The sequence below is a fragment of the Aquincola agrisoli genome, assembly GCF_036621135.1.
GTDB lineage: Bacteria > Pseudomonadota > Gammaproteobacteria > Burkholderiales > Burkholderiaceae_C > Aquincola > Aquincola agrisoli.
Window position 1 is genome coordinate 238578 of sequence record NZ_JAZIBG010000009.1, and the last position, 12432, is coordinate 251009.

General features: G+C 67.3%; 9 protein-coding genes. 4 read left to right on the top strand and 5 right to left on the bottom strand.

The annotated features are described in order from the left end of the window. Positions 1-12: 12 nt before the first annotated feature. The 3 genes from V4F39_RS02985 to V4F39_RS02995 all read left to right on the top strand — a co-directional run bounded on the left by V4F39_RS02985 (position 13) and on the right by V4F39_RS02995 (position 5331). The gene (locus V4F39_RS02985; protein ID WP_332287755.1) at positions 13-1575 is read left to right on the top strand and encodes a class I adenylate-forming enzyme family protein; all 1563 of its coding nucleotides are present in this window, start codon (positions 13-15) and stop codon (positions 1573-1575) included. Positions 1576-1816: 241 nt separating this feature from the next. Next, positions 1817-4291 carry a type I restriction-modification system subunit M gene (locus tag V4F39_RS02990; RefSeq protein ID WP_332287756.1) on the top strand — a complete coding sequence of 825 codons (2475 nt, stop codon included), beginning with the start codon at positions 1817-1819 and terminating at the stop codon, positions 4289-4291. Further along, complete coding sequence (locus V4F39_RS02995) at positions 4282-5331, top strand: PDDEXK nuclease domain-containing protein (RefSeq protein WP_332287757.1); 1050 nt, start codon at positions 4282-4284, stop codon at positions 5329-5331. Before V4F39_RS02990 ends, V4F39_RS02995 begins: the two co-directional genes overlap by 10 nt. 245 nt (positions 5332-5576) lie before the next feature. Here V4F39_RS02995 and istB read toward each other — a convergent pair whose 3' ends face one another. The 3 genes from istB to V4F39_RS03010 all read right to left on the bottom strand — a co-directional run bounded on the left by istB (position 5577) and on the right by V4F39_RS03010 (position 9415). Next, positions 5577-6386, bottom strand: a complete 810-nt coding sequence (gene istB, locus V4F39_RS03000; protein ID WP_332287758.1) for an IS21-like element helper ATPase IstB — start codon at positions 6384-6386, stop codon at positions 5577-5579. After that, positions 6376-7902, bottom strand: coding sequence for an IS21 family transposase (gene istA / locus V4F39_RS03005; protein ID WP_332287759.1), 1527 nt, complete (start codon positions 7900-7902; stop codon positions 6376-6378). The genes istB and istA overlap by 11 nt, the downstream gene beginning before the upstream one ends. A gap of 235 nt (positions 7903-8137) precedes the next feature. Further along, positions 8138-9415, bottom strand: a complete 1278-nt coding sequence (locus V4F39_RS03010; RefSeq protein WP_332287760.1) for a TetR/AcrR family transcriptional regulator — start codon at positions 9413-9415, stop codon at positions 8138-8140. 116 nt (positions 9416-9531) lie between these two features. Between V4F39_RS03010 and V4F39_RS03015 the strand changes: the two genes are divergently transcribed. Then, positions 9532-10296, top strand: coding sequence for an SDR family NAD(P)-dependent oxidoreductase (locus V4F39_RS03015; RefSeq protein WP_332287761.1), 765 nt, complete (start codon positions 9532-9534; stop codon positions 10294-10296). 24 nt (positions 10297-10320) lie between these two features. Here V4F39_RS03015 and tssC read toward each other — a convergent pair whose 3' ends face one another. Together tssC and tssB are read right to left on the bottom strand one after the other, a co-directional pair. Next, positions 10321-11841, bottom strand: coding sequence for a type VI secretion system contractile sheath large subunit (tssC, locus tag V4F39_RS03020; RefSeq protein WP_332287762.1), 1521 nt, complete (start codon positions 11839-11841; stop codon positions 10321-10323). Positions 11842-11869: 28 nt separating this feature from the next. Then, the gene (tssB, locus tag V4F39_RS03025) at positions 11870-12382 is read right to left on the bottom strand and encodes a type VI secretion system contractile sheath small subunit (protein ID WP_332287763.1); all 513 of its coding nucleotides are present in this window, start codon (positions 12380-12382) and stop codon (positions 11870-11872) included. Positions 12383-12432 lie beyond the last annotated feature (50 nt).

Below are 12432 nucleotides of genomic sequence, written 5' to 3' on the forward strand. Positions count from 1 at the left end.
CTCCTCACGGCCATGACGAACGAACCCCTCTCCGCCAGCGATTTCGACCACGACTTCGGCGTCATCGCCGAACTGATCCACCGCACCGCGCAGCACGCCCCGCAGCGCCGCGCGCTGGCCGACGGCAGCCGCACGCTCGACTACGCCGCGCTCGATGCGTTGATGGACCGCGTGGCCGCCGCCCTGCAGCGTGACGGCCTGAAGCCGGGCGACACGATCGCGATCTGCGCGGCGCCGTCCACGGCCTACGCGGCGGTGTTCCTAGGCGCGCTGCGGGCCGGCGTGGTGGTGGCGCCGCTGGCGCCAGGCGTGCTGCCCGAGAGCTTCGCGCGGATGATGGCCGACGCCGACGCGCGGCGGCTCTTCGTCGATGCCGGCGTCGCCTCGACCGTGGGCCCGGCCGAGGCGGGCGGCATCCCGCGCGTGGCGCTCGACGACAGCACCGCAGGCCAGCCGCTGGAGGATTGGCTCCCCCCTGCGGGCAGCCGGCCGGTGCCCGTGGCCCCGCGGCCCGACTGGCCGTTCAACATCATCTATTCATCGGGCACCACCGGCGAGCCCAAGGGCATCGTGCAGGGCCACGGCATGCGCTGGGCGCACGTGCGGCGTGGCCGGGGTTATGCCTACGGGCCCGACACGGTCGCGCTGCTGTCGACGCCGCTCTACTCCAACACCACGCTGGTGGTGTTCTTTCCGGCGCTGGCCTGGGGCGGCACGGTGCTGCTGATGCCCAAGTTCGACGCGCGCCGCTACCTGGAGATCGCGCAGGCCGAGCGTGTGACGCACACGATGCTGGTGCCGGTGCAGTACCAGCGCCTGATGTCGCAGCCCGACTTCGACCGCTTCGACCTCTCGTCGTACCGCGTCAAGTTCAGCACCAGCGCGCCGTTCAACGCGGCGCTGAAGGCCGACGTGCTGGCGCGCTGGCCGGGCGGGCTGGTCGAGTTCTATGGCATGACCGAAGGCGGCGGCACCTGCATCCTCGAGGCCCACGCGTGGCCCGGCAAGCTGCACACGGTGGGCAGGCCATCGGAAGGCCACGACATCCGCGTCATCGACGAGCAGGGCCGCACGCTGCCGGTGGGCGAGGCCGGCGAGGTGGTGGGCCATTCGCCCGGCATGATGACCGGCTACCACCAGCGCCCCGAGCAGACGCGCGCGGTCGAGTGGTTCGACGAGACCGGCAAGCGCTTCATCCGCACCGGCGACGTGGGCCGCTTCGACGAGGACGGTTTCCTGACGCTGGTCGACCGCAAGAAGGACATGATCATCAGCGGCGGCTTCAACATCTACCCGAGCGACCTGGAAGCCGTGCTGCGCGAGCACCCGGCGGTGGCCGAGGTGTCGGTGATCGGCGTGCCGTCGGCGGAATGGGGCGAGACGCCGGTGGCCTACGCGGTGCTGCGCGAAGGCCGCGGTGAAACGGCGGCCGAGCTGAGGGATTGGCTCAACGCCCGCGTCGGCAAGACGCAGCGGCTGGCCGATCTGCGGCTGGTGGCCGAGCTGCCGCGCAGCGCGATTGGGAAGGTGTTGAAGCGGGAGTTGCGGGACTTGTATGTGGGTGCGAGCGCTTAGCGCCCATGCCGTTCTGCTCAGAGGCCGCGGTTGGACGCATCTTTGTGACGGTTCCATGGCGACCCCTCGATCCGTTGGCTCGTCCAACTTGCCGCTCCGAAGAGCCGATTGAGTGGCTACCTCGCGATGCATAACTCCTTTGGTTGCCTGACTGCCGGTACCAGCCGAGAGGCACCCCACGGCGCCAGCGACGCACTTGGGCAGAATGGTGGGGCGCCCGTCAGATCCAGTCCGTTCGCTCATGGCCATCAAGAAGTCCGACCTCTATTCCTCTCTGTGGGCCTCGTGCGACGCGCTGCGCGGCGGTATGGATGCCAGCCAATACAAGGACTATGTCCTGTTCATGCTGTTCATCAAGTACGTTTCGGACAAGTACGCCGACAGCCAAGACCTCCGCCCCGCCATCGTCATCCCGCAAGGCGCCAGCTTCAGAGACATGGTGGCGCTCAAGGGCAAGAGTGACATCGGCGACCGGATCAACACCGACATCATCCAGCCGCTGGTCGATGCCAACACCCGCTTAGCCCGTACCGACTTCCCCGACTTCAACGACCCCAACAAGCTCGGCGAAGGCAAGGACATGGTGGACACGTTGTCCAACCTGATCGGCATCTTCCAGAAGCCTGAACTCGACTTCTCGAACAACCGCGCCGAGCACGACGACATCCTCGGTGATGCCTACGAGTTCCTGATGCGGCACTTCGCCACCGAGTCGGGCAAGTCGAAAGGGCAGTTCTATACCCCGTCGGAGGTGAGCCGTGTCATCGCGCAGGTGATCGGCATCTCGCCCGAGAACGCGAAAGCCTCAACGACTGCGTACGACCCGACATGCGGCTCGGGCTCGCTGCTTCTGAAAGTGGCCGCCCAGGCAGGCAAGCGCATCACGCTCGAAGGGCAGGAGAAGGACGTGACCACCGCGGGTCTCGCCCGCATGAACATGATCCTGCACGACTTTCCCACGGCCAACATCCTCTCGGGCAACACCCTGGCCGCGCCGAAGTTCAAAGACGGCGAACAACTGCGCAGCTACGACTACGTGGTGGCGAACCCGCCGTTTTCCGACAAGGCCTGGAGCACCGGCCTGGTGACGCCGCTGAAAGAGAACGACCCCTACAAGCGCTTCAGCTGGGGCGACCCACCGGCCAAGCAGGGCGACTATGCCTATCTGCTGCACATCATCCGGTCGATGAAGAGCACGGGCAAAGGCGCCTGCATCCTGCCCCACGGCGTGCTCTTCCGTGGCAATGCCGAAGCGGTGATCCGTGAGCAACTGGTTCGCTCGGGCATTCTGAAAGGCATCATTGGCCTGCCGGCCAACCTGTTCTACGGCACCGGCATTCCAGCCTGCGTCGTGGTGCTCGACAAGCAGAACGCCTCGGCCCGCAAGGGTGTGTTCATGATCGACGCCTCCAAGGGCTTCATCAAAGACGGCAACAAGAACCGCCTGCGCGAGCAAGACATCCACCGCATCGTGGACACCTTCACTCGGCAGATCGACATCGCGCGCTACGCCCGCATGGTGCCGCTGGCCGAGATTGCCGACCCGAAGAACGACTTCAACCTCAACCTGCCGCGCTACATCGACAGCAGCGAACCTGAAGACCTGCAAGACATCGACGGCCACCTGCGCGGGGGCATCCCCGAGCGCGACCTTGATGCCTTCGCTGCCGATTGGCAGGTGCTGCCCGGTGTGCGGCAATCCCTGTTCGAGTTTGCCGGCCGGGCCGGCTACGCCCGCCTGAAGCTGCCGCTGACTGAAGTGAAGTCCACCGTGCTCGGCCACCCGGAGTTCGCCTCGTTCACGAGGAATGTGAACACCCTGTTGGACAAGTGGCAGCAGGCGATCACGCCGCGCCTGATGGGTTTTGGCCAGGGCGACCACCCCAAGGCCTTGATCGACACCGTGTCCGAAACCCTGCTCGCCGCCTTCCAGGCCGCCCCGTTGCTGGACGCGTATGACGTGTACCAGCATCTGATGGACTACTGGGCCGAGACCATGCAAGACGACGCCTACCTCGTGGCCGCCGACGGCTGGGTGAAGGGCGCGCAGCCGCGCGAGATCGTCAAGGTGCCCAACAAGGACAACAAGCTCGTCTGGCCCGAAGCGCACGACTACCTGCAGGGCAAGCGGCGCTTCAAGTCCGACCTGATCCCCAAGGCCTTGCTCGTAGCGCGCTATTTCGCCAAGGAGCAAACCGCCATCGACGCCACCCGCGCCGAACTGGAAGCACTGCAAGCGCAGCTCACCGAGCTGGAAGAAGAGCACAGTGGCGAGGAGGCTGTGTTCTCCGGCTTCGACAGCATCACCGCCGCAGCGGTGAAAGACCGCATCCGCGAACTGAGCGAGAGCGGCGATGGTGACGACGCCGACGAGTTGGCGGTGCTGAAGCAATGGCAGCGCCTCGTCGACACGGTGGCTGCGCTGAAGAAGCAGCTGCGCGAGGCCGAGGCCGCGCTCGACACACTGGCCTTCCAGAAGGTCCCCAAGTTGAAAGAAGCCGAGGTAAAGGCCCTGGTCATCGACGACAAGTGGCTGGCCCGCCTGCACGCCGACGTGCAGGGCGAGCTTGATCGCATCTCGCAAACGCTGACCGGCCGCATTCGCGAGCTGGCCGAGCGCTACGCCACCCCATTGCCGCAGCTCACCGACGAGGTCGAAGCCCTGGCTCGCCGCGTTGACGAGCATCTGAAAAAGATGGGCTTCGCATGGACCTGAACACCACCCCAAGCACGCCCCTGAACGCCAGCGACGGCTACCGCCAGCTGGTGCAGCAGATTTCCGACACCTACACCCAGGGCCGGGTGCAGGCGGTGCAAGCCGTCAACGCCCAGCTCGTGCAGACCTACTGGCAGGTGGGCCGCCACATCGTCGAGTTCGAGCAGGCCGGACAGGTGCGCGCCGAGTACGGCAAGGCCCTCATCGACACCCTGGCAGCCGACCTGGGCCTGCGCCATGGCAAGGGTTTCAGCCGGAGCAACCTCATCCGCTTCCGCCAGTTCTACCTGGCCTATCCCGGCCTGGCCGACAAAGGTGCGACGCTGTCGCACCAATTGACCTGGTCGCACATCGTCGAGCTGCTGAAGATCGATGACCCGCTGGAACGCGGCTTCTACGAGCAGCAGGCGCTGCGTGAGCGCTGGTCGGTGCGCGAACTGGTGCGCCAGAAAGACAGCGCGCTCTTCCTGCGCTTGGCCGCCAGCCAGGACAAGGCGGGCATCCTGCAACTCGCAGCCCAAGGCCAGGTGGTCGAACAACCGGCCGACCTGCTGCGCGAGCCCTACGTCTTCGAGTTCCTGAAAATCCCCGAACCCTACCAGGTGTCGGAAACCCAGCTTGAAACCCTGCTGTGCGACCACCTGCAGCCCTTCCTGCTGGAGCTGGGCAAAGGCTTCACCTTCGTCGGCCGGCAGTACCGCGTCACGATCAACGGCACGCACCACCGGGTCGATCTGGTCTTCTACCACCGCATCCTGCGCTGCTTCGTGCTCATCGACCTCAAGCTCGGCGAGGTGCAGCACCACGACATCGGGCAAATGAACCTGTACCTGGGCTACTTCGCCAATGAAGAGAACGTGGAAGGCGACAACCCGCCGGTCGGCATCATCCTCAGCCGGCAGAAGGACGAACTGCTGGTGGAGTACGCGACCTATGGCATGAGCAGCCAGCTGTTCGTGCAGAAGTACCAGCTGTATCTGCCGGACCGGGAGGCCTTGCGGCGGGAGTTGGAGGAGACGTTGCGGGAGGCCGGGCAGTGAGCGTTGCTACCGGGTGGGACGTCGCATCGATCGGCTCTCTGGCCACGACTGTCGGCGCCGATTCAATTTTGAGCCACCGTGCCGACTCAATATTGAGCCAGGGGTGGAAGCCGACGTTGAGATCGTCGGCTGTGGATAAGTGTAGGTCCCTGCCTGTCTTGTCGGCCTCCTCGATGCTGGTTTGATCGGCGCGGGGGAAGCCGCGAAGGGCGTAGCCCGCAGCGGCTTCACCCGCGCGGGGCCGATCAGATGTCGCTCTGCTCGGGCTCGGCCTTGGCACCCTTGCGAGCCTGCTCACGTGCCTTGATGCGCTTCTTGGCCTCGGCCGTGCTGCGGCTGAAGCGGATAGACTCGTTGCCGGTCTCCACGATGTGGCAGTGATGCGTGAGCCGGTCCAGCAGCGCCGTGGTCATCTTGGCGTCGCCAAAGACGCTGGACCACTCGCCGAAGTCCAGGTTGGTCGTGATCATCACGCTGGTGTGCTCGTACAGGCGGCTCAGCAGGTGGAACAGCAGTGCCCCGCCGGCCTGGCTGAACGGCAGGTAGCCCAGCTCGTCCAGGATTACCAGGTCCATGCGCAGCAAGCTCGTCGCGATGCGACCGGCCTTTCCCTGTGCCTTCTCCTGCTCCAGCGCATTGACCAGATCCACCGTCGAGTAGAAGCGCACCCGCTTGCCGTGCCGGGTGATGCCCGACACGCCGATGGCCGTGGCCAGGTGCGTCTTGCCCGTGCCCGGTCCGCCCACCAGCACAACGTTGTGCGCGTCGTCGGTGAATGCCGCCTCCGCCAGCGTCGTCACCAGCTTGCGGTCCACCGGCGACACCGCGAAGTCGAAGCCGGCCAAGTCTCGGTGCATCGGGAACTTCGCCGCGTGCATCTGGTGGCTGACCGAGCGCATCGCGCGGTCCGTGCCTTCGGCCTGCAGCAGGTGCTCGAGCAGCCAGCGCGAGGAGTCCAGGCCCGCGTTGCGGCCCTGCTCCTGTAGTTCAGCCCAGGCGCCGGCCATGCCGTGCAGCCGCAATGCCTTGAGTTCGAGGGTCAGGTCACGCGTCATGGCTGGCCCCCACCGCGATGTCGGCGCCAGCGCGCAGGCTGTCGTAGCGCGCCGTGTCGGCCAGCGGCGGCGTGGCCACCTGCAGCGACGTGGCCGCCGTCTGCGGCGCCGGCGCCGCGTTCAGGCGCGCGAGCACGTTGACCACGTGCTCGACGCTGACCTTGCCCGGCGGGCCGGTCTCCAGCGCCAGTTCGACCGCCACCAGCACCGCGTCCAGTCCAGCCTGCGGCACGATGGCCAGCACCTGCGCCATCACGCGGTCGCCGCCCGGCCGGCGCAGCAGCCCTTGGCGCAGTCGCTGCAGCGGCTCGGGCATGTCGGCGAACGGCGCCCCGTTGCGCAAGGCGCCCGGCTTCCGCAGCAGCAGCGGGATGTAGTGCTGCCAGTCGTAGCGCGTCTCGCCGGCATTGCTCAGCCGATCATGGCGGGCGACGATCTCGTCGCCGGCGGCAACGGCCACGCAGTTCGGGTACAGCCTCGTCGAGACCATCTGCCCCACCAACTCGCAAGGCACCGAGTAGCGGTTGCGCGCCACCGACACCAGGCTGGTACTGGACACCCGCGCCGGCTTCTCGACGTAGCCGTCGAACGGCGCCGGCATCGGCATCAGGTGCGGCCGCTCGTGCTCCAGCATCTCGGCCACGCTGAACTGGTCGTGCTCGGGATGGCGCACTTCGGCCCACAGGGCGCGGCAGCGTTGGCCCAGCCAGGCGTTGAGTTCGGCGAAGCTGCCCCAGCCCTGCTTGGCCGCCTCGATCCAGATGCGCCGGCGGCTGTCCTGCACGTTCTTCTCGACGACACCCTTCTCCCAGCCCGAGGCGACGTTGCAGAAGTCGGCGTCGAACAGGTAGTGAGCGCACATCACGGCGAAGCGTGCGTTGACGACGCGCCCCTTGCCCTTCTTGACCTTGTCCACTGCCGTCTTCATGTTGTCGTAGATGCCGCGCCGCGGCACGCCGCCCAGCGCGGCGAAGCCGCGAGTGTGCGCATCGAACAGCATCTCGTGACCCTGGCTCGGGTAGGCCACCAGCCAGAACGCCCTTGATGCGCACAGCTTCATGTGCGCGATCTGCGCCCGGTAGTAGATGCCGCCGACCACCAAGCCCTCTTCGCTCCAGTCGAACTGGAACGCCTCGCCGAGTTCGAAGGCCAGCGGCACGAAGGCGTTCATCGCCGCCCCCTGGCCTTCACCCTGGCGCCAGGCCCGAATGAAGTCGGTCACGCGCGTGTAGCCCCCGTCGTACCCCTCAGCCTTGATCTGCGCGTACAGAGCCTTGGCCGTGCGCCGCTCGTGCCGCGGCCTGCGCGCGTCGGCCTTCAACGCCTGCTTGATCGATTCGACGTACGGCGTCAGCTTGTTGGGCTGCTTCTCGCGCCGGTACTTCGGCGGGCCGTCGACCTCCCCGTGCAGCCACTTGGCCACCGTTTTGCGCGACAGCCCCGTCATGCGCGATATCTCGCGCTCGCCCTTCTTGCCCCGGCTATGCAAGCGCCGGATCCTGCCAATCATGTCCATGGTGATCACTCCTCATCCCCAGCTGCACAAAAATGCAGCAGGGTAGGTCGAACACCTGGCTCAGTTTTAGATCGGCACAGCCCTCAAAAGTGGCTCAGTTTTCGGTCGGCGCCAACACTCTGAGGTCCGGTGGCGATGACATTGGGCTTCCTCGCAAAGGCTGAATGGCTGCTCCCGCTGACAGCCGTCATGCCAGTTGAGCGACAGCAACGGGCCCATCATTTAAAAAGTTGCGCTACGCCGCCGGCGCCATCAACCCCAGCATCAACGGCCGCGCATAGAGCCCAGCCGCATCGTCCGGCCCCGCGTCGCTCACCCAGCGCCGCAGCTCCGAAGCGGCATTGATCCCCCCCACCACCACCTGCGCCGCCACGTGCGTGTCCATCGGCCGCACCGAGCCATCGACCACACCGTCCACCAGCAGCCCCGCCATGCGCTGCGTGAGCTGGTGCAGCGTGATGCGCACCGTGTCGCGGTGCGCCTGGTCGGGCAGCGCGCTGGTGGCCGAGGCGCGCAGCAGCGGCCCGTCGTCTGAGAGCTGAAAGCGCACCAGCGCCCTCCCCGCCGCACACACCCGCGCGCCGCCGCTCCCCGGCGCATCGGCCGCCTGCACCAGCGCCGCGCGCAGCACCGCGAAGCTGCGCTCGAAGCACTCGGTGATCAGGTCGTCCTTGTTGTCGTGGTGGTGATAGAACGAGCCCTTGGTGACGTTCAGGCGTGCCGAGATCTTGTCGACCGAAGCGCCCCGGTAACCCTGCTCGTTGACCAGCGCGGTGGCCGCGCGCAGGAAGGCATCGGCCGCCTCGGTGGACTCGTCGGCCCCGTCGCCCGACCGAGGCATCAGCCGCCAGCCGGCCTCGGGCAGGGCATCGGCCGCGGGCCAGGCGGCCGGCCCGCCGGCCACGCCGTGCAGCATCACGTCGGCCGCCACGGCGGCCATGCGCACGTACTGCGCCGGCTCGTACTGCCACAGCCACACCCGCAGCCACAGCGCCGCTGACAGCAGCAGGTGGCCCCGTGCGTTGCGCTCGCGCCGGCCGAGCGACGCGGTCTCCGGCCCCTTCAGCAGGCCGCGCACGCGGCGGAACATCTCGGTGTAGCGGGCCCAGGCCTCGTCGGCCTGCGGGCTGGGCAGCGCCAGCAGGTCGTTGAAGTGCATGGCCGGCGGGCGTTCGCCGCGCTCCATCTCGGCCAACGCCGCGGCATGGCCGGTGAGGTAGCGCAGCACGCGCTCGGGCACGGTGGGCTGCGTGGCCGCTTCGGCGACGATGGCGTCGTGCAGGTCGATCGCGCGCAGCGCGCAGGCGATGGCCAGGTCTTCCTTCTTGCGGTAGTAGTAGGTGACGCTGTTGGTGGCCAGGCCCACGCGGCCGGCGATGTCGGCCAGCGTCGCGCCCTTGACGCCGTGCTCGTTGAACACCGCCACCGCGGCCTGCAGCAGGGCTTCGCGCTTCTCCTGGAAGCGGGGCGTCTGTGCCGGCACGGCAAGCGGGGGCGGCAAGGCGTACTTCATGTCGCGGATCATAGGGTTTCGAAGAGAAAGTATGCCGGCGCCTCGCCTAGCGTTGTTGCGGATGGCCTACTTTCGGAAGCGCTGGTACGGTGCCGGTTTTGCAAGGAGTCTGCGCCATGTCCCTCTTCTCGCTCGACGGCCAGGTGGCCGTCGTCACCGGCTCTTCGCGAGGCATCGGCAAGGCCATCGCCGAGCGCCTGGCCGAACAGGGTGCACGGGTGGTGATCTCGTCGCGCAAGGCCGCGCCCTGCGACGAAGTGGCCGCCGCCATCAACGCGCGCCATGGCGAGGGCCGCGCCATCGCCATCCCCGCCAACATCTCGTCGAAGCAGGACCTGCAGCACCTTGCGGACGAAACGCGCCGCCGGCTCGGGCCGATCGACACGCTGGTGTGCAACGCCGCCTCCAACCCCTACTACGGCCCGCTGGCGGGCATCGAGGACGACCAGTTCCGCAAGATCCTCGAGAACAACGTCATCGCCAACCACTGGCTGATCGGCTTCGTCGCGCCTTCGATGATCGAGCGGCGGCGGGGCTCCGTCGTCATCGTCTCCTCGATCGGCGGGCTGCGGGGCTCGCCGGTGATCGGCGCCTACAACATCTCCAAGGCGGCCGACTTCCAGCTCGCTCGCAACCTGGCGGTGGAGTACGGCCCGCACAACGTGCGCGTCAACTGCATCGCGCCGGGCCTGATCCGCACCGACTTCGCCCGCGCGCTGTGGGAGGACGAGGCGATGCTGGCGCAGCGCATGTCGACCACGCCGCTGCGCCGCATCGGCGAGCCGGACGAGATCGCCGGCGCGGCGGTGTTCCTGGCCTCGCCGGCCAGCGCCTACATGACGGGCCAGAGCATCGTGGTCGACGGCGGCGTGACCATCTGAGCCGCAGCGCCGCCGGCGCGGCGGCTACTTCTTGTCCTTCGGCATCTGGGCCACCAGCGAGAGGTCGACGTCCATGCCCTCGATCTGGAAGTGTGGCATCACGAAGAGCTTGACGCGGAAGAAGCCGGGGTTGTCCTCGATGTCCTCGACCACGACGCGGGCGTCGCGCAGCGGGAACTGCGCACGCACCTCGTCGCTCGGGTCGTTCATCTCGGTGACCAGGCCGCGGATCCACTTGGTGAACTCGTGCTCGAGCAGCTTGCGGTCCTTGGTCATGCCGATGTTCTCGCGCTGCATCACCTTGAGGTAGTGCGCCAGCCGCGAGATCAGCAGGATGTAGGGTAGCCGGCTGTTGGCCCGGCTGTTGGCCGTGGCCTCGGGCGTGTCGTACAGCGCGGGCTTCTGCGCCGAGTTGGCCGAGAAGAAGCAGGCGTAGTCGCGGTTCTTGTAGAACGACAGCGGCACGAAGCCGAGGTTGGCGAACTCGAACTCGCGTGTCTCCGGGATCAGCACCTCGGTCGGGATCTTCGCCTGCGCGCCGGTGCCCAGGTCGTACAGGTGGATCGGCAGGTCCTCGACCAGCCCGCCCGCGCGCGGCCCGCGGATCTGCACGCACCAGCCGTTGCGCACGTAGGAGCGCACCATGCCCGCGGCCATCGCGAACGCAGCGGACGTCCACAGGTAGCGGCGGTGGTCCGGTCCCTTCACTCCCTCCTCGTAGTTGAAGCTGCGCACCGGCACGGTCTGCGTGCCGTAGGGCAGGCGGGCCAGCACGCTGGGCAGCGTCAGGCCGACGTAGCGGGCGTCCTCCGTCTCGCGGAAGCTCTTCCACTTGGTGAACTCCACGCGGTCCATGTAGACGCCGATGTCCTGGATGCGCGCCACCTCGTCCATGCTCTCCTTGCCGAAGAAGGCGGCGCCGGCGGCCGCGAGGAAGGGGCAGTGCGAGGCCGCCGCGACCTTCGAGACCTGCCGCAGCAGCATCATGTCCTGCGGGCTGCGGTCGAACTCGTAGGCCGAGACCATCGCGGCGAAGGGCTCGCCGCCGGGCTGGTCGTACTCCTGCACGTAGGTGTGGTGGTAGAGGCCGCTCTGCACGATCTCCGGCGTGTCCTCGAAGTCCTGCCGCAGCGCCTCCTTGCCGATGTCGATCAGCTCGGTCTTCACGCTCTTGCGGTAGTCGCAGCGGTCGACCAGGTGGCGCAGGCCGCGCCAGGCCGACTCCAGCCTCTGGAAGTCGGGATGGTGCATGACCTCGTCGAGCTGCAGGCTGATCATCCCGTCGATGCGGGCGATGTGGAAATCCAGCAGCGCCTTGTCGACGTGGTCGACGTGCTGCGCCGACTTCTGGATCGACTCCAGCAGCACGTTCACCGCCACGGTCAGGCGGTCGTCGAGCGCGGTCTCGGCCAGCTTGTCGTTGTCGGTGAAGCCGTCGATGCCCGTGGCGTGGCGCACCGGCGTGAGGTTGACCTTGCGGAACAGGGATTCGTAGACGGTCTCGACCGGATCGGCCGTGGCCGCGGCGGTGGCTTGGGTGTTCATGGACGGATGCTCCGGGGATCGTTGCGGTTCAGGCCTGGGGCGCATCGGTGCCGAGCGGCGCGATGGCGTCGAGGTCGCGCTTGAGGGCGGCGAGCGTCTTCTCGTCCTTCACCACCTTCTCCAGCTCCCGGCGCAGCGTGGCGTTGTCGAGCAGGTTGGACTTCAAGTCCTTCAGCAGGTTGCGGGTGGCCAGCAGCTTGGCCAGCTGCGGGATCTTCTTGGCCACCTGCTCGGGATGGAAGTCCTTCATGCTCGCAAAATCGAGCCGGATCGGCAGCTCCGAGCCGTCGCCGGCCACCGTGTCGGGCACGGCATACGACACGCCCGGCTGCAGGTCGCGCAGCACCGCATCGAAGTTGTTCTTGTTGACGTTGATCTTCTTGCGAGCCTGCACGGGGCCCTGCGTCCTGCCGTTGCTGAAGTCGCCGAGCACCAGCATCTTCAGCGGCAGCTCGACCTTCTTCTGGGCGCCGCCGGTGTGCACGTCGAGCTTGATGTTGACGCGGGCGGCAGGGATTTCCGCCTGGAAACTGTGGGACATGGTGGAGACCTTTCGGTTCGTGGTGCAGGCGCGGGTCGGCACGCCGGCGG